Source organism: Methanosarcina spelaei (genome assembly GCF_002287235.1).
In the GTDB taxonomy this organism is placed as follows: Archaea; Halobacteriota; Methanosarcinia; order Methanosarcinales; family Methanosarcinaceae; genus Methanosarcina; species Methanosarcina spelaei.
Genome location: NZ_LMVP01000531.1, coordinates 1 through 22,304, shown reverse-complemented (window position 1 = coordinate 22,304; position 22,304 = coordinate 1). Strand labels below are relative to the sequence as shown.

The window sequence follows — 22,304 nt, the reverse complement described above, 5'->3', positions numbered from 1 at the left end:
AGTCCTCAATTGCCCGTTTCCCCCTGCCTGTAATAATGATTATATCCTCAATTCCCGAGGCAATAGCTTCCTCTACAACGTAATGGATTACAGGCGTATCAATTATAGGGAGCATTTCTTTGGGCATGGATTTGGTGGCGGGTAGGAAACGAGTTCCAAGGCCTGCTGCAGGGATAAGTGCTTTTTTGACAGTCAATAAGGACACTCCAATAAGATTTTGGAATAAGGAAATAACATATTTAATTATATATGACTTAAATTATACTTACTTTATGATTAGTTTTTCCATTGTGATACCAAAGAATCAAAACAGAGGGTAAGTGTAAATCAGGGTATTAACTTTTTTTAGTAAATCAAGCTATTAATGTTCAAATTTCCAGATAAAAATTTAAAAAATCCAGAAAAGCCGGATGTTAAAGAAAAAACAGTGCTGGATTTAAAAAGAAAAAAGAGAACCAGAAATACCTTTCTGGCAAGAATCATATGCATGCACTGAAATTCAGGCTGTCGGAATCAATATCCTTTTGGGCTTTAACTGCACATTCAATGCAAAGTTTTTGTCCTTTAATCTTTATTGAGTTCTCAACTTCTTTTCCGCAACTTTCACTTTTTCCCATTTATTCACCTTTAAGTAGTTTTTGAGTCCACGTGTAAATAGATGCTCTCACCGTATAATTGGTTTAGGAGCTCATATTCATTAGTTTTCACCTTACAATTAATTTAGGAGCTTATATCCGGTAGTTGTCTACCAAATACGATAAATTAATTAAAAATAGGTAGTCAGTTTAAAAATAGTAACATATCTTAGATTCTATCTGAAGTTATTCTGACGGCAAATATCCATTGACTATTACTGATTTTGTGATAGTAGAGTTCTCTCTGAAGGGTGCAACTTTCAGGTATTCCGCCGAATTAAAGCAGTTTCTTACCTGTTCTTCGGTTTCAAACTCAATTATGACTATTCTCTCGGGATTCCAATTTCCAAACATTGGGAGAACCTTATCCCCCCTAACCAGATACCTGCCTCCGTACTTTTTTATAATTTCTGGAACTTTTTCGACATATTTAGTATATAGTTCATAATCTATGACCTTGATTTCTATTATCATATAAACAGGCATTTTTCCATCCTTCTAGCAGACAACTAAATGAGATATCCCGCCGAATTTATTATGGCCGACTATAATTTATAACATTTATTGACTTTTCGGATAGGCTTTAGGACAACAGTAACTTTTCTGTAAGAATGTATAGCAAACATTTTGCAAGAGTAAGCAGTAAAAGTGTATATTCTCCTCTTTACAGTTAGTTTATTCCGTAGATCAGAAGGCGTTTAATCAACCAGTACAGACAAGTAAACTTGCCAGATCTACGCATACGAAAAACATAATTCTGACCTTTGAGGCTCTTGAAATACAAAGAAATTAGAGAAATTGAAAAGTACTTGTGTTTATGGTTCAAACAGATTAAAGCATTATATAGGTATTTAACGAAAACAATGAAGAGAATATATGGAGAATTTAAAACTATACTGACATTTAAATATATACTACTATTTAAGATTATACCAACATTTAAAATTATATTAAACTTAAAAACTATACTCACATTTAAAAATATACAAACATTTAAAAATATATTAAAATTTAAAACTATGCTAACATTAAACTGATATTTGTGACTTTCTGTACTTCCTATATAATAAAAATATCCATATATAATGCTTATTTTTTAAAATCAATTTTTATTAATACTATACGAAACATTTTTATGAAAAAGATCACTAATTTAGTGATGAAATTTAATACATAATATAAAATATTGTCTTGCGCTGTGGGGTTGTAAACTATTATCTACAGTAGGAGATAATAATCATGGAGAAAGATTTCTATAGGGAAAATTTAGAGAAAATTGAGAAAAGATTCTTTTCCATAGCCGAGCTGACGGGGCAATTAATATTTGACGGTGATGCAAAAACAGGAAAGATTGAATGGTCCGGATCCATTGAAGAGTTTACCGGTTACACTCCGGAAGAGTTCAATAACATTGATTTTTCTTCCTGCAAAGAATTGATACATCCGGAAGACAGAGAAAGAGTATGGTATGCTTTGGAGAACTCGCTAAAGACCGGAGAGAAATTTGGGCTAAAATTCAGGTTCAGGAAGAAAAATGGGAGCTATATTTACGTGGAAGATGTCTCGGTCTTTCTTAAAGACGAAAATAACCGTGTATACAGGGGAATCGGCTTATTTAAAAATATCACAGAAAACAAGTATGCCCAAGAAAGGCTCAAAGTAAGTGAAGAACATATTCTAAAATATCTGCAAAACTTCAGAGGTATTGGATTTGAGTTAAACAGTAATTCCAATCTCGTGCTATTACACGGAGCCGTAGAGGAGATTACAGGCTATAAAAGTGAAGAGTTTCTATCAGGAAAACTCAAGTGGACTCAGTTAGTGAATCCTGAGGACAAAAATAACTTTCTTCAAAATAGGAAAAAACTAAGCACTGAATCTGACTCTCTAGTTGAACAAGAATATAGAATTTTGAATAAAAATGGAAACATAGTTTGGGTCTTTGAATCTATTCAAACTATACACGATATAGATAACGCAAACCGATTTTACCAGGGTTTCGTCCAAGATGTGACTGAGAAAAAAATTGCGAAGGAAATCATTGACAAAACTGAAAAACTTCGCAAAAAAGAAATCCACCATCGGATAAAAAACAACTTGCAGGTAATCTCCAGCCTCCTGGAGTTAGAGTGCGAAAACTTAATGTCTGGTAATCTTGAGCGTGAAAAAGTTATTGAAGCATTTCGAGAAAGCAATAACAGAATTATATCAATGTCTATGATCCATGAAGAACTTTATAATTCCAAAGACATGGAAACAATTAATTTTGCTTCATATCTAAAAGAGTTAACAAGTGATCTTTTCAAATCATATAAAATAGGAGTTTCTGATATCCAGTTAATATTAGATGTGGACGATATTTTTTTTGGAATGGATAAAGCAATCCCTTTGGGTATTATTGTCAATGAACTCATTTCTAACTCCTTAAAGTATGCATTTCCAGCAGGAAGAAACGGGAAAATTCACATCAGACTTTATAAAAATATTAATGAAGAAAAGGCAGTCTCTACGTCTCTTGGTAACCTTTATACATTAATTGTTGAAGACGATGGTGTAGGTTTGCCCGGTTCAATTGACTTCAGAAACACTAGTTCTCTGGGTTTACAGTTAGTGAATATTCTTGTTGATCAAATTAATGGTAATATCGAACTTAATAATGAGTTTGGAACAAAATATACAATGACGTTTATGTGTTCTCCTATTTAACTGCTTTCAATGAAATAACATATGAAAAATAACATATGAAATTTATTAATTTTAGTTAAATCAGTTTATAAGGATGGTAGTAATTGTGATAACATCTAGATATGACACATTATGGGAAAATTATTATTCGAGCTACAAGAAAGTTGCAAGCCCACACAGAAAGCCAGGTCTTTTTAAATGGTTTTATGAGAGCTACATATTTCTTCACCTTTCTTGTGTTGATTCTTCCAGTATCTACAAACTTGCTGACTTCAAGACGTGTCTAGCTCTAGTGGATACAGCTATCGATGACTGTTGTGATAATGCTTCTTTTATAAAAGAAAACGGTGGAGACAAATTCAGTTATGACATGTTGAACATTCTTTATAATGCGGATAAAATTACAGACGGAACTTACGATTCATCACAACTTAACTTGAACAACCTATATACAAAAATTACATTTGATATTTTTTCGGATTTTCTGAAGAACCATTTAATATCCCTTCCAAGGTACTATGATTTCAAAAATGAGCTTTTTCTCTCAATAAGAAAAGTAGCCGAGTCAATGGAGTTTTCTTATCTTTTGAACAAGAGTAATATTGCATATCCTTATTCTCTTGTTGTCCAGAATAAGGGTCCTTCCACAATGGTTGCTGTTCTCTCCATAGTTGATCTGATGTCTTCCAAAAGTTTTGATGCTTCAGAACTTGGAAAAGCAATAGCTCTTTTTGATATGGCAGATATTGTAGCAATGCTAAATAATGCAGTTAATACATGGAAAAAAGAAATAGTTGAAAGAGACTACAGTAGTCCGGTAATTTCACTAGCTCTGGAAAAAAAGCTTATTAAACTTAGTGATTTTGATAATCTTAACACGGAAATAATAGAAGAAAGGCTGTTACCAGTATCTCAAATGGTAAATGAAGATCTTAACAGAAGATTAATATTAATGGAAGAATTTGCTAAGATTTACGAAATAAAAAGCTTTGATGCTTCTAAATATATTAACAATTATAGAACTTACGTATTCAAAAGTCAAAAAAAGAATAGAGAGATCAGTCAAAGACAGACAGCTTGATTATTTGAAATCATTCATAATTACTCATTTTGTTCTTCTGCTCTGGATTTTGTGGTCATGACTGAGACTGACAAAAATAATAGATCAGTCTTGGAAATATTACCAAAGAGTAGGGAATACCTTATTCTTCCTATTTTTATCATATTTTCTCTTGCTTCAATGATTCTCCTAATCTATTTGATAATTAATCTCCTTCTTTTTACATGAAGCAAGTTTAATCGAGCTTTTTATACTGCGTTGAGTCAGTTAAGACTGGTAATAAGATTTTCTGTTACTCAGGTAGATATTAGCATCGATTTTCATATCGGAATAACTTCTTTCTTTTTTAATCTGAACTTCTCCAGACAGTGTTTCATATACTCGAAAGTTGAGTATGAAAAACACTTAATGTCTTGTTATCTTTACTTACATGGTGATTTCGAAAGTTTTATAATGGTTATGTCTTATGTATCTTTTCAACATAATAATAAAGAAATTATTAATAATTAATTCTATTAAACCTGTACTTTATGCTATAAAATCGTTCTTAAAAAGATAAACGATGGAAAAGACTTGCATGTAAAAAAACCGGTAACGGGAGTAAGTGCAAGAGTGTATATCCGCAAACCGGCTTCCAAGTAAATATAAAGCAATGATCCTGGACATACATAAGAATTAGAGCATTGCAGACAATATTGTTCATTTCAAACTTGTTTATACCATATAATTTCATGAGTGACTCTCTGAAAAGAAAGTGATTCTAAGTTGAACCTTCTCACGATTTCCAGTTTGTATGTGGACTTTCCCACTGATGATGCCTGGTAAGAGCAATAAGCGGCGTAGATCTTTCTATTGCTAAAAACGAAATTGTAGGTTTAACAGGTTAATCAGGTTATGGTAAAAGCGTCCTTGGGCTCTCTATCATGAGACTGCTGCAGGATGACGTGATCCTTAAAGGAGACATTGTCTACCGTGGAAAAAAGCATCCCACGATCCCGAGAAAGCCAATCTTGGACTCCGACTTAAAGAGCCTTGCAGTGAGTATCCATTCGGAACTGACCACCTAGGCCGCTGCACATGTGTAATTTTTGGTGCAAGGATGTCTTTATTAACTGGACTCCTGGTAGTAAGCTCCTCCCTTGTTATGGGTCTTACCATTGGTACTCTTTCCGGATATTATGGGGATGGCTGGATAAGATAGTTATGCGGGTAGTTGATGCCTTTCTGGCTTTTCCCAGCCTTCTGCTAGCCCTCGGCATAGCCGGGTTTTTGCAGGATTCATAAATATGGTCATAGCTTTTATAGTGGTCGACTGGGCTGGCTATGCCCGCCTGGCCAGAAGTTCTGTCATGGCAGTAAAATAACAGGATTATATCAAGGCTGCAAAAGGGCTTGGAACAGGGGACATGCATGTACTCTTGCACCATATGATTCCAAACGTGATATCTTCCCTCATAGTAATGGCAACCATAGGAATGGGATACGTTATACTGTCAGCAGCAGGCCTCAGTTTCCTGGACTTTGGGGTGCAGCCACCTACTCCGGAATGGGTTTCCATGCTGAATTAAGGAAAAACATACATCCTGTCTGCCCTCATATAATGATCTTTCCAGGACTTTCTATCATGCTTACGGGCCTGGTGTTCAACTACCTTGGAGACGAATTAAGGGACCTGCTTGACCCTAGATAAATGAAAGACATCGACTGAACCTGTATATTTCTTCAGAGCAGTTACCATGAAAAAACACTCATCAATTAACAGCAGATTTGTTTTAAACACGACAATCAGTGCAATTGCCGGATACAGAGCAAGACTAAACAGCTTCAGTCTAAATGCGTATCTGTTCTTAGGTTACATTTTTCTTATCTCTTTGAGCCTGGGAATCTACGAGGTAATCTTCAATCTATATATCTTAAGGCTCGGGTTCAGGGAGGACTTCCTGGGACTCATGCTCTCACTCGTTTCCATATCTACCGGCTTGTTTGCAATTCCTTCGGCCATGTTTTGCGATAGAGCAGGCCGAAAGAATACATTGTTATTGTCCTGCCTTCTTCTTCTGTTTTCCTTCGCAGTCCTGTACACCACCACTTCAACATTCCTGCTGGCTTTATTTAGCATTCTCTATGGGGTATCCTCGTCGCTAAAAATAGTTACAGCATCTACATTCATGGTTGAAAATTCCACAAGTTATGAAAGAATGCACCTGTTTTCGATGTACTATCTGTTATACACCATAGGCATCATGATAGGAAACTTTGCAGGTGGTACTCTACCGCAGATCTTCACCAGCTCACTCAAGATCGACCCCACAGGACCAGCGACTTACCAGCTCTCACTATATGCATCTTTAGCTGCTATATTGATTTCCCTGCTACCCCTGATATTCATAAAGAACAAAAAATCCACCCTTCCAGGAAGGCCAGCTCTGTTTTCTATTCTTGTTTCAACTCTAAGGTCAGAAACAATCCGAAAACTGATTCTGGTGAACGGACTTATAGGTATGGGATGGGGGTTGGCTCTTCCTTATTTTAATGTTTATTTTGATATTATTCTTGGAGCAAGCTCCAGACAGATAGGTTTCATCTTTTCCCTTTCCCAGGTGGTCATGATGTTCACCTTATTATTTGTCCCTATACTTACTGAATGTTTAGGAAAAGTGAAGGTTGTAGCCCTGGTTCAGCTCTCTTCAATCCCGTTTCTTATGCTCTTCACATCTACATCCGTACTTACAATAGCTGCCTTCGGATACATCATGCGGTCAGCTATAATGAACATGTCAAACCCTATTTTAAGTAGTTTCAACATGGAGGTGGTCAGCGAAGACCAGAGGGCAACTGTAAACAGCCTGATATGGATGAGCTGCTATACATGTGTCGGACTGAGCACCTATGCAGGCGGTTTGATGATGGCTCACAGCTACTATAGTCTTCCTTTCCTTCTTACCTGTGTTTTATATGTAGTTGCAACCGTACTTTACTACTTGTTCTTTGAAAAGACGGAGAAAGAGCAAAAAAACTTAGATATATCAGTATGATTGAAATTGGAGAAAATAAAACAAAAAAATTGTCGGAAAAGTAACATTTTAGAATATTTATAAATAGTGCAGGAAAAATTGCCATAACTGGTATTCGAAATTGTATGAAGTTAGTTTACTAAATTAAGTTAAACTGCGGCATCATTTGTCACTATGGGAGCACAGAAGGTAATTGATGCCATAACTTTTACAAACTGCCTAACAATTACTGAAAGTAACAATCAAATTTCTTTTTTTCAATTTAAAAGGCTTTATATATCTTATTTTTCATATGTTTTTATCTTATAATTGAATTTCAGACAGTCTATTTAGGGTTGGATGACTGCCACATTTTGATTCGAACGTTTAAAAACTCAGAAATAATTGCCGTAACTGGTGTTCAAGCTGTAAGTAAAATTAGTTAACTGAACACAGATGATCTACGATATCTTTTATTCGAAGCTTCACGCAAAATTAGTTAACCGAGTACAGGTGAACTGTAGTATTCTTTATTTTTAAAACATCAGGCCTTGTACTAGTTGTTTCTTTCTCATTGACTTCATATTTTTAATTACGGTAAAAGTTAAGATATTTTTTCCTGAACGTTAACCAAAGCAAGGTAATACAATTTGTTAATATAATAACATCAAATGACATGAAAATAAAGAAAAGTGTTAAATATAAGTTCATCATATTCATCTATGTCTAAGCGAACAGACAAAAATAAAAAAGCCTCCTAAATTTGTGAGTTGAACGCATAACTCCTGAATTCTTCACCTGTGCGTGCAGCAGGTGGGGAATTTTAGGTGTTTTCGCGTTCAAGTTATAATTCAAAATTCCTCGTTTTACTCATGTGTTAGTAGTTTAAAGTTTATCAAGGGTAGAGCTTCTTAAAAGTATATTGCTTGTAAGGGTATATTTGTGAGTGTATTATTTGTTTAATGATATAGTTGTAAGTTTTGAGAATTTAACTCCTTTTAACGCTATTATGGACTCAGCAAGTTCTGCAATATCTTCACCTTTTCCATTGAGAAAAATTAGTTCAAAACAATTTTCACGATCAAGGTAAACACGCACTGAGGATCTTATCAGGTGTGAATAATTGTGCTGAGTGTTTGTTAAAATGTTTGAAAGTCCTTTTTTTGTATTGTCATAGATAACTGCAATTGTTCCTATACGATCGCCTTTTACGTCATTTATCCATTCGTAATGGAAAATATAACTTTTGATAGCGTCTCTCATGCCTTCCGAGCGGGAAGGATAACCTCTTTTCTCAATGATTTCATCGAATTTACTCAAAAGATTATCGGGAAGAGAAACCCCTATCCTCATAAGTTCTGTTTCTATTATATCACCCACCAGACAGTTTAACTTTGATCACAGATAACACATTATTTATTGTGTGTATTACTATATATGCTTTATTCACTTAAAGATTAATATAAAATAGATTAATTAGTAAGGAAATTATAATTAAAGGGTGATTTAGCAATAGAAAACAAGCAAGAAATAAAATAACGTAGCTATTTTTGTATAGTAAAGTGATCTTTTTGCAAAGCAAATTGACGTAAAGGTATCGATACCTATTTTGGGAATTAGAAAAATTGGGACTAATCAAAATTATTAACTTTGATCATACTAATCTGATATTCACGACTCTGTTTAACTTTGATCATACTAATCTGATATTCACAACCCTGTTCCAAAACCCAGTGATTTTTACATTTCTTGATTGAAAATCTGAATTAGCAAGAAGAATCCGGTTTTCATCAAAATCAATATTCGATATCTAAAGACTTCAAACCCGAAGTCGTATTACAAGGATTGTGACCAGTTATCCATCCTTTTCCCGATTTTTTTCGGGCCTGCATTCGAATTTTCTCCAGTGCGGATTCCTTTTCAGTTAAGCCTATCAGGTTCGCCCAGGTAGGGAAAAAACAACCGAGTGAAGACAGATGGTTGTGAGAATCAATGAAAGCAGGAAGTAGAACCCGATCTTTCAGGCTGTGAATTTTCGCATCAGGATAAGCTTTAAGGAGACTTCTATCGCCAACGGCTACAATATGACCTTCCTTGATAACTACGGCTTCCACGTATTTTTGCTCGGAGTCCATAGTAAGTATCTGCCCACCCGTGAATACAATCATCGAATCGTTCTTTGCGTCAATATTATTTTTAATAATAGATCTTCTAAAAGTCTCATTTTCTACTGTCTACGATTATTTGGCGGTAGCTGATTTTATTCCACTATTGCACTAGCGAAATATGACAGGCAGCATACTGGGCGGCCTTCATTGATTCCCTGAAAATAGGCTTTTTTATAATCATCACTGGTAACATTGCAAACCTGAGTAAAACCACGCTGAACAATGAATGTTTCCAACATTCCGTCCTTGACGCCGAACTTATAAGGCTCACCCTGCTGTGCCATGTCTTTTTTAGCATCCATTATTGCAATCTGGTCGCATGCCGTACACTTCACGCCACATATTCCGTTTGTTCTATCAATACTGGATTCATAGACATAATCGAAGATAATTGCACTCCCGAAGCCCGAATTTTTTGCAATAAAACACAGCATCTCATCTACGGTTTTTGGCTGAAGGTAGTAGATGAGCCCTTCCATGATAAAAACGGTCTTCTGCGACCTTTCGTATCCATGTTCTAACAGTTGATGACTGAAATCTTCGCTCTCAAAATCAACTGAAACATATTCTACATGATTCGGGAGTGAGCCAAAGATATCTTTGATTTTTTCGATTTTTATGCTTTGAGTCTCAGGATGGTCAACCTCAAAAACCCTAACCTTACTGAGTCCTTCGATTCTGTATGCCCGAGTATCGTACCCTGCACCCAGAATGACAAGCTGTTCAAGCCCTTCATTAATAAACTTTTTAGTAAGGTCATCAAAATATCTGACTCTTGCTGAAAGTGAGTTGTGTACTCCAGGAAATGGAGTTTTAGAAGGATCATGAGCTGCCATTTCCAAAAACGTCAAGTATTGCTGACTAAGAAAGCGGACGGCAAATGGGTCATAACAGATGCGTTCGCCCTCTGGCTTGAGCGATTCAAGAGCTCTGACGAATGCTACGTTCTCGGCTGTAATGCTTGACACTTTTCTCTTTCCGCTAGCCTCAAGAATTCTGTTTTCCGTATTGTCCGGTTTTTCCATGGAAATTCAGCCTCTTACATATGTTTATGCTTTTCTTGCTTCTAATTCTGGTTATCCCGATTTTATCCAAATTCTAACTTTTTCCTTCATAGTTGACAGGGATTTACAATAGTAATAATACTTTATAGTAATTAAAGTTACTTATTAGTAACTTTAGTGTTTTATTGGTAAGTTATATATAAATTGACACCAAAACGTGAAAGGGTGATTGTTTGTCAAAGATGCTTCCGGAATACAGAGAAGAAGCAAAAAAGAGAATTGTTGAAGCAGGACTGGAGGTAATGTATGAGAAAGGATACTGCAACACTACAATGGAAGATATTGCCAGTCGACTTAATGTCAGCAAACCCGCTCTATACCGATACTTTAAAAATAAGGATGAACTCGTCATAGAAAGTGCAAATTATCTGCAGACACAATACCGTAATATAAAAGCAGGCTGTAATTCTAACGTCTGTCCGGTTGATGCCTGGATAGAAATCTTCGATCAGATAATGTCACCTGATATTAAAATACATGCATTATATTTCGAGATTCTGGGGATGACAGTACACAAACCTGAGGTCAGGAAAAAATCAATTGAAGGCATGAAGCATGGTCTTGACCAGCCAACTCATGAAATTGAAGAACAACAGCAGAAAGGCCTTATTCCGTCCGAGACCGATCCGCGTACCCTTGCAGTTGCTCTTGTGTCAATGTTTAACGGAATGCGAGTTCTTATCCTTCTTGGTGTTGATTGGAAAGAAGTCCGCTCTAGATGGATCGAAATAATCCGAAATTTATTTGGAATAACTCAAAAAGGAGAGCAGGCAGAGTGCCCCAGGGATTGTAAAAGATTTGAAGCTTGCAACACTACACCAGAAGCATGAATGTAATCTTCTCAAGAAAAGTTCCCGTTTAAGTATAGTAGCCCCACTGGAAAACTCCCCTGAAAATATCGCAAATGTAATGCCTTATCTGGGCAGAGAAGCCGTCTGATGTATTACCAGATTCAATATCTTCACAGTTCTCAGATTCAGTATCTTCCCAATTATCAGGTTCAGTATCTTCACAGTTTTCAGATTTAGTACCTTCCCAATTATCAGGTTCAGTGTTTTTTCCACCTTCATGTCCAGTATCCTCTTTATCACTTTCCAACTTAACTAACCATACGTTTCCATTTTTAACGCCTGCAGCTACATATCCACTGTCTGAAGTCTGTTGAATGGAATATAGCGTGCAATTTGAAAATATTTTTATCCACTCTTGGTTACCTTCACTATCTGTCTTAAGTATGAAAGCAGCACCTTCAATCTCAAATGAACAGGATTTGGTATACTTCCCAGTTAGTACGTAACTATTATCAGAAGTCACAGACAAAGAAAAAGCAGAATCATCCAGCGGTCCACCAAAGGTTTTATTCCACTGCTCTTGACCATGCTCGTTAGTTTTGATAAGCCATATGTCGGAATTTGTATTTGTCTCATTGAGATTAATTGAGCTGGCAATTACATATCCACCATCTGGTGCCTGCTTAACAGAAGTTAAAAGCGGGTCTAGAGTTTCAGAACTATTCTTTTGACCAAAAGTAATATTCCACTGCTGATTACCATTTAGATCATATTTAGTTAATCTGATATCATTATCAACCATAAGCAAATCGTATTGGCATTCAATTTCATGCTGAATTGTATCCCCAACTATATATCCTCCATCAAAGGTGCGTTCAACCATATACTGAAGGTAATCCCAGTGAGTAATATTATCAGACACTTTATTCCACATCTCATTTCCTTTCTTGTCAGTTTTGATCAACCAGGGTTCAGCATAACCAGAAGGAAATGTGTAACCTGATAACGCATAACTCCCATCTGAGGTCTGTCGGGTGAAGTATCCTTCATCAAAATAAGTTCCCCCGTAAGTTTTATTCCACTGCATGTTCCCACTTTTATCAACCTTTATAAGCCAGGCATCTGGATAACCTTCTGTACCTTTACCGTATGAAGCTGTTGAACCCGCCACTATATACCCACCATCTGAAGTCTGCTGAATACACCAGGCACTATCTTCACCATTTCCACCAAAAGATCTGTTCCATTGTTCCGCAGGTTCTTCTACAGCTGCTACATTTGATACCTGTAAAAACAAAACTAAAAAAAGAAAAATTTGAAAATTTCTGGATTCAATATTTTTAACCGTTGTGTCACCCCCAAAAACAGACTTTAACAGTTAAGTCATAATCTCACACTGAATATTTAAAGAGTAGCCTTAAAATATGAATATTAAGGGTTATTAATAGATAAAATAAGGAAATACATCCATAGATTTGTTCGCCCTATTTTTTTCTCCTTTTGATTCTGGATCCCGTTTACGTTTTGAAAAGAAGTAGTGCAAAAATGATATATATTTTTAAATTTGGGAATAATGTTTTAATATGCTTTGATATTTGGTTAAAATCCAAAATATTTAGAGAAATGGAACGATTATAAAAATACTTATCTAGCACTAGGTCCCTGTGCACATAAGTACATTAAAGGACAGAATAGTAACAAAAAGGAAACTGCTGTTAAATTAGGTAGATAAAATGGATTACGTACACGGATATTCTAACAGAGAAAATTCTCGACTCTATGATCAGGCAAATACACTCACTGTGTTATTACATCAGGATACCATATATCCACCAGGAAGCAGAGTACTTGAAGCAGGCTGCGGAGTAGGTGCACAAACGGTAATATTGAGCAGAAACAGTCCCGAAGCCAGCATCACATCAATTGATATTTCAGATGAATCAGTTGAAAAAGCAAGACTGTTGGCTAAAAAGGAAGGGGTGAAGAATGTTGATTTTCAGGTAGCTAATATCTTCGCTCTACCTTATGAAGACGAGACTTTTGACCATATTTTCGTATGCTTTGTACTTGAGCACCTTAAAAACCCTCTCGATGCTTTAACGTCGGTGAAGAGGGTGCTCAAAAAAGAGGGTACAATAACTGTCATAGAAGGAGATCACGGTTCAAGTTATTTTTACCCCAGGAGCGATGAAGCCCTGCAAGCAATAAAGTGCCTGATCGATATCCAGAAACTTTTAGGAGGCAATTCCCTCATAGGTAGAGAAATTTATCCACTACTGAATCGAGCTGGTTTTAAAAATGTGAGCGTCTCCCCCAGAATGATATATGTTGATTCCAGTAAACCTGATATGGAAGAAGGATTCACAAAAAACACTTTCACTGCGATGGTCGAGGGTGTCAGAAAGCAGGCGCTGGAACTAAAGATGATCGATGAAAAAATATGGAATAAAGGCATTAGTGACCTCTACCGGACGGCAGGAAAAGAAGGCACGTTTTGTTACACCTTTTTTAAAGGAACAGCGATTAAATAATCTCTAGGTAGATCTTTATATTCGGCTTTACAGGTCAGTCTGAAGTTGATCGCTTGAAGGATATGTGCAAGACTTTTAAATAAGCGAACTTAAAATTATTTATTTAAAAAGTTTTAATGTATTTGCAATGTTTTAGTAAAACTCTGTTTTAACTCCATATACCAAGGCAAAACCATGAGAAATACTATAAAATATGCAATTTTTTAATTGGAGCTCTTTCTTTGCTGACATTAAATACTTTTGCACTGTCCGATCCTTCAGAAGACAGCAACAAACCCGAAAACAATAGTGAAGAACCAATTGGTACTGGCATATTTATAGATTTCATACCATACAGCCATGAGGAAGCATTAAGAGTTGAAAGATTATTTCGACATAATTATAAATAGTTTGATATAACAACGTCTTTTGGGATATTTAATTCTGTTGTTAATTATAACAAAAATGAGTATTAATAACCCTTCTTTTTTCCTGATTATTTAAATTTTCCCATAAAATTAGATGGTTTATACGAATAGAATTTTCATGATGTTTAATAGTCTATCAATATAACATATGACTCTTTGTATTTTCTTAGTGTAATCAACAAACTTCTTAAGTAAGTATACACTATTGTTAATTGGTAACTGTAGAGCAGTGTACCGAAAAAAGAAAAAGTAAGTAAGCGGGGGTTTAAGAAAAAATGATAGAAAAAACCAATTCGTTCGCCTTGATCCGAGGCGAAAACGAAGAAAAAATTCTTATCACGTTGAACGACTTGAAGGAGTATGGAGACGCTCAGTTTTCAACTCTTCCTAAAGTAGTAACGCCAGAATACGCTGATAAGGTGTTGATTCGTGTGATGGGCGGAAAGCTGAAAAAGCCATGTAGCCGCGCTGTAGTTGTTGGTTTGGAAACTCCAGCTCGTGTGATGATTCGCAATCTACGCACAATTCATCCGCCTGCTCATGTCGTTATCATAAGCCCGTTTCACGAGGATTTCAGGCCGATGGCAGCCGCGTATACAAAATGAATATTGATGAGTGTGTATGTGCAGTGCGTCTTCAGGATGCATCTGCTTTTTGCTATTTTCATTGTTCTGAAAAATTCTACGTCAACACTATACATTTTTTGTAGGAAAATACTTTATCAAGGAGCTCATCCCAAAACCAATTTCATTCCCAAATCTATCATACTATTTTCATATTAAAAATTAGAATGATTATTCAAAATTCAAGGTTTTGGGATAGGCTCAATTAATAGATTCCATCAAATTTCGGTTATGGACTACTTAACTTTAAGGATTCTGTTAAATTTTTCGGATAAATCCTTAGGCAAGATAGCCAGTTATTTATGTGAAAAAAATAATTCGAATATGGGGAATTAGTGATGGCATCGAAATTTTCTGCTGAGTTGGAACCTATAATAATGGACAAATTAAAGATTGCACCTGATGACCATATTGATATCAGAATGTTTCTGGAAAAAGATTCAATCCTTGAAAAAGTGACACTTGAACTTGAGGCAAACGGATTGGTAATCACGGATATTCAAGAAGGCCCAGATGTCATAATAAGAGGGAACAGTGCAATAAAGGACCTTTCTAAAATAGAAGCAGTTGCAGAAGTTGACAGAATCGAACATGATCATCCCCTTTAATAATAGTCCTGGCACTAAAGATGTTGGTTTTCAGCATTTAAAAATTACGGGACACTTAGAGGGCAAGGTTAGTTTAACTGACAATAGAAAAGTTATGGAAATGGATCCTATAATTATGACATGAGTTTATTATGAAACCTGAAGATCAAAGCATTGGAAGGAAGTAAAAAAGTGAGTGTTTATAGTAATGGCATTCTTTTATTCAGGTCCAGAAATGAGAGGTTAGAAGTAATGCTGGTTCATCCAGGTGGGCCAATCTGGTCAAAAAAAGACTATGGAGTGTGGTCAATACCTAAAGGGCTACCCGAAAAGAATGAAAACCCTCTGGACACGGCAAAAAGAGAACTCAGAGAAGAAACAGGTTTTGACGTTGACGGCAAGTTTATCGATCTGGGGGAATTAAATCAATCCAGAAACAAAATAGTGCATGTATGGGCCCTTGAGAAAGATTTGGATATAACAAATGTCATAAGTAATACGTTTATTCTTGAGTGGCCAAAAAACTCCGGAAAAATACAGGAGTATCCCGAAGTCGATAGAGCAGGCTGGTTTGATGTTGAGCTCGCTAAGAAAAAAATAAGAAAAGAACAAATAGGTTTTATTGATAGACTTATAGATATTATAAATCCTGCTTTCGGCAGGTCGACATAAAAATCCATTCAATTTTTCTATTGATATCGTTTTTTTTAGAACTTTTGATATTTAATTTAAATCAAAAATTACTAAATGTTAACCATAACATAATTAATATATATTTATAATATATGAGATAAAAGACAAATCATGCTAGATAGATAATCCGCAAGATGCTGTTTTTTAACTTAACCTACAAAAAATAACAATTAAGAATATTTAGATGTTGGAATGTGCTTGCTGCCGAATGTAGGATAAATTGCTTCCAGAAGGAAAAGCACTTAGACAAGGAAAAAAGATACAGATAAACTACACTATTTTAAACTATTACCAGGCTTAATAGTCTGTAGAAAAAGCTTATAAAAATATACTTGCCGTAAATGTCTCCATGATATCAATAAAAAAGGGAACTTTACAAGTTTATAATCGTTTACTCTGATAGCAAAACCTGTCAAATTAATACGAAATTAATACGGATAACAATTTTCAGGAATACAATAGTTTCCAAAGTAATGCGTCAGTTAGGGAATTAACAGAAACAGGGATACCTTTATTGATTTTGTCCATGTCAACCATGTAAAAAGTTAAGGGATTTTAATCCTTAAATATATTATGCTTTGAGATGTTCAAAGCTTTTGGAATTCAACCTTATTTAGTAGATCTTGCTCTCAAATACATAAAACACAATCTGTCAACACGGTCCCATACAACATCCCATAAAAATCTAGCATAAGAGAAAGGATAATTCACCCAAAAAACCAATTTCCTAAAAAGCGATAGATCTCTATAACCCTCTACCCACATGGATTCACTTAGAAATCCTTTCCAGATAAGAGATTTTTGCATATGTTTCCATCGTCTGAAAATATGGGCTATTATGAGTAAGAATGTACAAGCGACTGCGAATTGTCTTTTCGTCGTTCTTTTCACCCTCAATGAGTTAACAAACTTAATAAAACATTCTGAAATAGGGTAAAATTTCCTGTATTTAGTCAAATTGACCTAAAATCAACATTTTTGGGAGTAAAATTCTTTTTTTTAATTATCAAGCTTTTTAAAAGGATGTGAAGCTTTCCTCCCCATCGTCTGATACGTTTAATTACATATCTCTTTTCCTATAAATTGTATTCCGACAAAACCTACAAAATTTTCAATGTTTTTAATCGACAAGTAGTCCAGCATTATATGATGAGCCTATATGATGAGATTATATGGTTGAGGTCATATGATGAGATTATATGGTTGAGGTTACCATGATTAAATATTCAGTATGACAAATGATTGCTTTTTTGAGTAAGGAACGCAAATTAGCTACAGTTGTTGCACTGAGGTTCGGGACAAAAAACCTGAAAACTGCTTTACTAGCATTTAAAAACAATATAAACCAGATAATAGAAGACGACTTTAACTTATAAGTTTCATAAATTATCTTATTTGTAGACTGGCATGCTGAAAAAAAATTTCATTCTTTTTTCATATTATTTGCCTGAACACAGATATTTTTTTGTAAACTGAAATTTTTAATATCATAGGTAAAGCTTAAAAAAATATTAATTTATACAATATAAATAAATTAGTATATGTCATGAAATATATTTTGGAAAATGTTTCAAATTATTTGCAGTGTCGGCTGTTAGGTGCTTAAAGATTAGTGCGTAGCATTGGAGGCTAAAATTTTGAACAAAACCAAAAATTCATTATTGAGCTCTCCCAAAACCAATTTATTTAAAAATAAATATATTTTTAAAGTTTATTTTCGTAATTTATTTTCATAATCTGAAACTTTATTGATTACCAGGAATACAGGATTCAGATAAGTAATTTTAAGTTTTGGTATCAGCTCAATATAAAAGCACCATTTAAAAGCTCGAAATGGCAAGTAAATATTAATTTTTTCAACTCTATTTAACAACAATACTTTTGTGAACCCACAACAGTCCATTATAACCATCACACCTGATAGTCATGCAACTAATATAAAAACCAGTCTTTGGAAACGTGTGTGTAGGATTTTTTAGTGATGAAGTTATTTTTGTTCCTTGTAGAGAGATTCCATCTCCAAAGTCCCACCTGATATATGTCTCTTTACCTTTTGACAGGTCCTTAAATTGTACTAGTCGAGGATTAGTACTCGAAGCGGCTACCGCCGTATAATCAATATAATTATTTCCACCGGATATTCGGGCTGTCGCTGGTGGAGTTCCTGCACCGAGAGGAGTCATGGTTACAGTACATTTTGCAGAGGCTCCTTCCGACAATAAAGCCAGTATCATTAACACGGTGAAAATAGATACTGTTATTTTCCATACAGACTTTTTATTATTTTTCATATAATCCTCCTGTTTTTTTTAATTTTTATCTGGGAGTACCCGTAGTGAAAAATGACAGGAAAAATTAACTTATAAGCATACTTATTTTTAAGAGATGTAATAAAAAGCGCAATGGAAATTTAAAGCTTTATAATGCTTTATCTTTTTATCTAATAGATGATAACACTATAAATTCATTTATTATTATTGTCAATCCTTAAAAGCTTAAAAACAAGGATTATGAGGATGTTATATAACTCTGTATCTCAAGACAGTTCTTTATTTCCAGTAAGAATCGGCGATATGTCCACAATTTACTAGAAATTATCTATTTCAGGTTATGGTTATGATCAACTACATAGTACCAACAGCCATTATTCCCAACATACTTACTAGTCGCCTCATCAATTCCCCTATTCTGTTCTGTATACACATCTCCCGGTATACTCAAACGGAATTTTTAAAAAGGATTGATAAATCCAAGGGAATTTTGTTGCATCCTGAAATAATTTCACGATTCAATTGTATAAAAGCCAACAAATAATAAAATTAGTAAAGATAATGATGATGCAAGATGAAATAAAATTCGAAGTTGAAGTGAAATAGTCAGTTGCCTGAGCATGTATAAGGCAAATCAATATTCATAATCTCTTATCCATTCCTTAACGCAGAGTAGAAGTTTTGTATAACCATGTCGGTTATGCTAGCAAAAAATATTTACAAAAACATTTACAAACCCTATGATATGAATTTCGGATTTTTGATTTTTCCTGGGCTCGAAGAGCTTGACCTTGTAGGACCGTGGGAAATAATATCGCTCTGGAGCAAATTTGCCCAGGGACCTGAGAAATGCTTTATGGTTGCCGAAAAACCCGGACCCGTTATCTGTAACAAGGGAATGTCCGTAAATCCTCACTTCACTTTTACGGATTGCCCTCAACTGGACTTTCTCCTTGTACCTGGCGGGGAAGGAACACAGAGAGAAGTGGAAAACCACTCCCTGATTCAATTCGTTGCCGAGCAGGCTGAACATTGCAAAGCCGTGCTGTCGGTCTGCACCGGCACGTTCATTCTTCATAGGGCTGGCTTGCTCTCAAACAAGCGGGCTACTACTCACTGGGCTTCACTCCAGAAGCTGCGAGAATTAGGCGACGTGGAGGTAGTGGAGGATCGAATTGTAAAAGATGGAAATATCTGGACCTCAGCAGGCATTTCTGCTGGCATTGATCTGGCGCTTGCATTTATTGAACACATGACAGATGAAAAAACGGCAGGAAAAATTCAGCTCGGTGCCGAGTACTACCCTTCAGGCAAGTCTTATGGCATGATGCATAAAACTCCGCAGGCTCCTGAGTACTTGAGGAAAAGGGACTGGTTATGAGTGAAATTATTCGCTATATTCAAAAACATGAACTGAAAGAACTACTGGATCTTTATAAATACCTGAACAAGGATGATCCAGAACTTATGGAGGACGCTGAGCTTAAAAAACTATGGCAGGAAATATTTGAAGATCCGAATCAGCACTATTTTGTGGTTGACGTAGACGGAAAACTGGTATCCTCCTGCGTAATGGTTGTTATCAAGAATCTGACTAGAAGCGCAAGTCCTTATGCCATTATCGAGAGTGTTGTGACGCATCCAGATTATAGAAAAAGGGGAATTGGAACAAGGCTTTTAAAAAAGGCACAGGAAATAGCCAGAGAAAAAGGCTGTTATAAAATTATGCTCCTCACAGGAAGAAAAGAAGCAATACCATTTTACGAAAACGCTGGATTTGAGTGTAAATCTAAAACAGGACTTATTATAAGGTTTGATGGACGCTGAAAAATAGATACTTAATTTCTTGGAACCTTGACTCAGATCCGTGCCTGTATATGGAAAAGGGACAGTCGGACCAGGCTCTGGTCTGGACCGCCGTGATCCCAGCAAAATAGTGGTGATGCCGTTCTTTCAAAAGCTTTCCAGAGGAACAGCATTTTCATCATAGTATTTATCGCTTTCTTAAAACCTTTCAGCCTTACTTCCCAAAACCTTTCAACCTTACTTCCACATAACCTCAAGAGGCTTCCTGCGAGGTATTCCATATACTTTATACTCCGGGTTGCCAAACATCATTGCATAAGCTGATTTCCTTCCTGCTGGAAGGCCGAGCTCTTTTTGAAGAGGTTCGTAGAACATGGCGGCTGCAGCAACAAAGCCAGCCCAGCATGTGCCGATACCGAATGCAGGGGCAGAGAGATCAAAATGAGTGAGGGCAATGATAGCATCTACGGATGCAATCTGATTATCTTCAGGAATATGGGCAAAAAGCAGGTGCGGAGCATCCCGGCAAATGATATCGTATTCCTGTTCCCACGCCGATATTAGTATTGGCACATAACCGCTCATAGGGTGGTCGGTGTTTATCAGGGTTCTCATCCATTCGATAGTGAGCCCGGCAATTTTCTTTACTTCTTCAGGATCATAGATTACTAGCCACTGCACCGGCTGACCGTTGCCTCCGGACGCTGCATAACGGGCAATATCAAGGACTTCAAGGATTTTCTCCTTTGGCACAGGCTCCCTGGTGAAATGCCGAATAGACCTGCGTTTCTTTAGATAAAAAGCTATATCCTCCTGAGAGATATTACCAGCACTGGCAGGCAGGAGAACTTTCTCCTCAGGTGAGGTTCAGAACAAGAGCCTGAGATGGACAGAAAGCCTCGCAGTGCCCACAATAGAGACAGCGAGAAGTGTTTTCATCCTGCACCTGAGGTAGATTAGACTCATCAGCCAAACTGATAACACCTGAAGAGCACATCTTTACACAAATGCCGCATCCTGTGCAGTGATCTTTATCAACGATAATATGAGACATAATATCAAGTCCTTTTAAGGGCAGATACGTAACCAGCCCCTGCTAAGGCAGGTATGTAACTAGCAATATTTATTTACTTTTCTTTATTTCTCTACTTGTGAAGCTCCGTTATTTACTTATCGTGCAGGCAAAGGGTAAAAAGTTGCGTACTTCTCTTTGTTCCATGAAGTATATTTTTTATACTATTCAGCATTCACTTTCAAAACTCTGGAAAAACACCTTTATGAAGGAAACGTTTCGACCTTCTCTTTTTTAATGCCGAATTTAAGAGTCTCTCCCTGCTGAGCCTTAAAGTTCGGATATTCTTTCCAACTTTAAACGATTAATATTGATGACAGAACCTTTGCAGCTCTATACATAGCATTCCAGACCAGAAAAGGAAATTGAATATAATTTTATGATGATAGTCCTTTGGAGTTTGATTCAGGAAGATATTCTAGTGCCTCGTCAATCCTCAATTGTCGGATAAAGACGAGATAATTTTATTCTTGCATCACTTGTTGTGAATTGGCAATTAATCTTTGAATTTTTATTGTTTCTGAAATTCTGCCAGGCCATTACCTCTTTTTTAACAGCCTCGATATTATCCATTCTTTTTTTTAAACATTGAGCTGTGAGCACACTCAATTCAATTTCTGCTATGTTCAACCAGCTTCCATGCTTTGGTGTGTATACGAACTCAAATCGATCCCATAATGCCTTTGCCTTCGGTGGTGGAAATGTTTCGTAGAGAGAGCCAGGAATATGCGTGTTTAGATTGTCCATTACCAGCGTAATCTTATCTACATTTTCATATTGAACTGCTATATCTTCCAAATAATAAGCCCAATCTTGTTTTGTTCTTCTTCCAGTAATTTTGACCATTCTTTTTCCTGTTAATGGTTCTGATGGTCAATTTGTATCTAATTGATATTATATATTTGAAAATCGTATATTT

The 22,304-nt window shown here is 35.9% G+C and carries 25 protein-coding genes and 1 pseudogene; 13 read left to right on the top strand and 13 right to left on the bottom strand.

Features of this window, described 5'->3' with window-relative positions:
- From ASJ81_RS19560 to ASJ81_RS19555, 3 genes are all read right to left on the bottom strand, one after another.
- Window positions 1–196: sugar phosphate nucleotidyltransferase (locus tag ASJ81_RS19560; protein ID WP_170943413.1), on the bottom strand; the 196-nt coding region annotated here is incomplete at its 3' end.
- 283 nt (window positions 197–479) lie between these two features.
- On the bottom strand, window positions 480–617 hold the full coding sequence (locus tag ASJ81_RS23045) for a hypothetical protein (RefSeq protein ID WP_170943412.1): 138 nt from the start codon (window positions 615–617) through the stop codon (window positions 480–482).
- A gap of 204 nt (window positions 618–821) precedes the next feature.
- A complete protein-coding gene (locus tag ASJ81_RS19555; RefSeq protein WP_095645820.1) occupies window positions 822–1,121 on the bottom strand; it encodes a DUF1330 domain-containing protein in 300 nt (99 codons plus the stop codon).
- Between the two features lie 753 nt (window positions 1,122–1,874).
- On the opposite strand from ASJ81_RS19555, the gene ASJ81_RS19545 reads away from it, so the two are divergent.
- The 3 genes from ASJ81_RS19545 to ASJ81_RS24045 all read left to right on the top strand — a co-directional run bounded on the left by ASJ81_RS19545 (window position 1,875) and on the right by ASJ81_RS24045 (window position 5,447).
- Window positions 1,875–3,341, top strand: a complete 1,467-nt coding sequence (locus ASJ81_RS19545; protein ID WP_095645818.1) for a PAS domain-containing protein — start codon at window positions 1,875–1,877, stop codon at window positions 3,339–3,341.
- A 73-nt stretch (window positions 3,342–3,414) separates the two neighbouring features.
- Window positions 3,415–4,401 carry a hypothetical protein gene (locus tag ASJ81_RS19540; protein ID WP_095645817.1) on the top strand — a complete coding sequence of 329 codons (987 nt, stop codon included), beginning with the start codon at window positions 3,415–3,417 and terminating at the stop codon, window positions 4,399–4,401.
- 902 nt (window positions 4,402–5,303) lie between these two features.
- On the top strand, window positions 5,304–5,447 hold the full coding sequence (locus ASJ81_RS24045; RefSeq protein ID WP_245860350.1) for a hypothetical protein: 144 nt from the start codon (window positions 5,304–5,306) through the stop codon (window positions 5,445–5,447).
- Between the two features lie 84 nt (window positions 5,448–5,531).
- On the opposite strand, the gene ASJ81_RS24040 is transcribed toward ASJ81_RS24045, so the two are convergent.
- Complete coding sequence (locus ASJ81_RS24040) at window positions 5,532–5,792, bottom strand: hypothetical protein (RefSeq protein WP_245860349.1); 261 nt, start codon at window positions 5,790–5,792, stop codon at window positions 5,532–5,534.
- Between ASJ81_RS24040 and ASJ81_RS24035 the strand changes: the two genes are divergently transcribed.
- Genes ASJ81_RS24035 through ASJ81_RS19530 form a run of 3 tightly spaced genes read left to right on the top strand, consistent with a single transcriptional unit; the run spans window position 5,787 to window position 7,415 of the window.
- Window positions 5,787–5,948 carry a hypothetical protein gene (locus tag ASJ81_RS24035; protein ID WP_338037691.1) on the top strand — a complete coding sequence of 54 codons (162 nt, stop codon included), beginning with the start codon at window positions 5,787–5,789 and terminating at the stop codon, window positions 5,946–5,948. The two genes, ASJ81_RS24040 and ASJ81_RS24035, sit on opposite strands and share 6 nt — an antisense overlap.
- Window positions 5,927–6,070, top strand: coding sequence for a hypothetical protein (locus ASJ81_RS24030; RefSeq protein WP_245860346.1), 144 nt, complete (start codon window positions 5,927–5,929; stop codon window positions 6,068–6,070). The genes ASJ81_RS24035 and ASJ81_RS24030 overlap by 22 nt, the downstream gene beginning before the upstream one ends.
- Window positions 6,071–6,116: 46 nt before the next feature.
- Entirely contained in the window at window positions 6,117–7,415 is a 1,299-nt protein-coding gene (locus tag ASJ81_RS19530) for an MFS transporter (protein WP_095645816.1), read from the top strand.
- A 909-nt stretch (window positions 7,416–8,324) separates the two neighbouring features.
- On the opposite strand, the gene nikR is transcribed toward ASJ81_RS19530, so the two are convergent.
- The 3 genes from nikR to ASJ81_RS19515 form a co-directional block, all read right to left on the bottom strand.
- Entirely contained in the window at window positions 8,325–8,741 is a 417-nt protein-coding gene (gene nikR, locus ASJ81_RS19525; protein ID WP_095645823.1) for a nickel-responsive transcriptional regulator NikR, read from the bottom strand.
- A gap of 428 nt (window positions 8,742–9,169) precedes the next feature.
- Window positions 9,170–9,541, bottom strand: coding sequence for an amidohydrolase family protein (locus ASJ81_RS19520; protein WP_245860344.1), 372 nt, complete (start codon window positions 9,539–9,541; stop codon window positions 9,170–9,172).
- A gap of 92 nt (window positions 9,542–9,633) precedes the next feature.
- A complete protein-coding gene (locus ASJ81_RS19515; RefSeq protein WP_095645815.1) occupies window positions 9,634–10,566 on the bottom strand; it encodes an SAM-dependent methyltransferase in 933 nt (310 codons plus the stop codon).
- Between the two features lie 221 nt (window positions 10,567–10,787).
- Here ASJ81_RS19515 and ASJ81_RS19510 point away from each other — a divergent pair, with 221 nt between their 5' ends.
- Window positions 10,788–11,435 carry a TetR/AcrR family transcriptional regulator gene (locus ASJ81_RS19510; RefSeq protein WP_170943414.1) on the top strand — a complete coding sequence of 216 codons (648 nt, stop codon included), beginning with the start codon at window positions 10,788–10,790 and terminating at the stop codon, window positions 11,433–11,435.
- 28 nt (window positions 11,436–11,463) lie between these two features.
- Here ASJ81_RS19510 and ASJ81_RS19505 read toward each other — a convergent pair whose 3' ends face one another.
- Window positions 11,464–12,693 carry a hypothetical protein gene (locus tag ASJ81_RS19505; protein WP_245860342.1) on the bottom strand — a complete coding sequence of 410 codons (1,230 nt, stop codon included), beginning with the start codon at window positions 12,691–12,693 and terminating at the stop codon, window positions 11,464–11,466.
- Window positions 12,694–13,129: 436 nt separating this feature from the next.
- Between ASJ81_RS19505 and ASJ81_RS19500 the strand changes: the two genes are divergently transcribed.
- The 4 genes from ASJ81_RS19500 to ASJ81_RS19485 all read left to right on the top strand — a co-directional run bounded on the left by ASJ81_RS19500 (window position 13,130) and on the right by ASJ81_RS19485 (window position 16,216).
- Window positions 13,130–13,927 (top strand): class I SAM-dependent methyltransferase, encoded by a 798-nt coding sequence (locus ASJ81_RS19500; protein WP_095645812.1) that lies wholly within the window; start codon window positions 13,130–13,132, stop codon window positions 13,925–13,927.
- Window positions 13,928–14,609: 682 nt separating this feature from the next.
- A complete protein-coding gene (locus ASJ81_RS19495) occupies window positions 14,610–14,939 on the top strand; it encodes a DUF356 domain-containing protein (protein WP_095645811.1) in 330 nt (109 codons plus the stop codon).
- A 356-nt stretch (window positions 14,940–15,295) separates the two neighbouring features.
- A complete protein-coding gene (locus ASJ81_RS19490; RefSeq protein ID WP_095645810.1) occupies window positions 15,296–15,565 on the top strand; it encodes a hypothetical protein in 270 nt (89 codons plus the stop codon).
- 171 nt (window positions 15,566–15,736) lie between these two features.
- Window positions 15,737–16,216, top strand: coding sequence for an NUDIX domain-containing protein (locus ASJ81_RS19485; protein ID WP_095645822.1), 480 nt, complete (start codon window positions 15,737–15,739; stop codon window positions 16,214–16,216).
- A gap of 1,883 nt (window positions 16,217–18,099) precedes the next feature.
- On the opposite strand, the gene ASJ81_RS19480 is transcribed toward ASJ81_RS19485, so the two are convergent.
- Window positions 18,100–18,528, bottom strand: a complete 429-nt coding sequence (locus tag ASJ81_RS19480; RefSeq protein ID WP_095645809.1) for a PKD domain-containing protein — start codon at window positions 18,526–18,528, stop codon at window positions 18,100–18,102.
- A gap of 670 nt (window positions 18,529–19,198) precedes the next feature.
- Here ASJ81_RS19480 and ASJ81_RS19475 point away from each other — a divergent pair.
- Window positions 19,199–19,888: a DJ-1/PfpI family protein gene (locus ASJ81_RS19475; RefSeq protein ID WP_245860341.1), complete on the top strand. Its 690-nt coding sequence runs from the start codon at window positions 19,199–19,201 to the stop codon at window positions 19,886–19,888.
- A complete protein-coding gene (locus ASJ81_RS19470) occupies window positions 19,885–20,334 on the top strand; it encodes a GNAT family N-acetyltransferase (protein WP_095645808.1) in 450 nt (149 codons plus the stop codon). The genes ASJ81_RS19475 and ASJ81_RS19470 overlap by 4 nt, the downstream gene beginning before the upstream one ends.
- Window positions 20,335–20,366: 32 nt before the next feature.
- Here the strand turns inward: ASJ81_RS19470 and ASJ81_RS23040 are convergent, their stop codons facing one another.
- The 4 genes and pseudogenes from ASJ81_RS23040 to ASJ81_RS19455 all read right to left on the bottom strand — a co-directional run.
- Window positions 20,367–20,570 (bottom strand): hypothetical protein, encoded by a 204-nt coding sequence (locus tag ASJ81_RS23040; protein ID WP_095645807.1) that lies wholly within the window; start codon window positions 20,568–20,570, stop codon window positions 20,367–20,369.
- Window positions 20,551–21,066: a nitroreductase family protein gene (locus ASJ81_RS24025; protein WP_245860340.1), complete on the bottom strand. Its 516-nt coding sequence runs from the start codon at window positions 21,064–21,066 to the stop codon at window positions 20,551–20,553. Before ASJ81_RS24025 ends, ASJ81_RS23040 begins: the two co-directional genes overlap by 20 nt.
- Window positions 21,067–21,169: 103 nt before the next feature.
- The gene (locus tag ASJ81_RS24020; protein ID WP_245860339.1) at window positions 21,170–21,367 is read right to left on the bottom strand and encodes a 4Fe-4S binding protein; all 198 of its coding nucleotides are present in this window, start codon (window positions 21,365–21,367) and stop codon (window positions 21,170–21,172) included.
- 447 nt (window positions 21,368–21,814) lie between these two features.
- Window positions 21,815–22,252: pseudogene (locus tag ASJ81_RS19455) on the bottom strand (transposase); the annotation flags it as partial.
- Window positions 22,253–22,304: the final 52 nt, after the last annotated feature.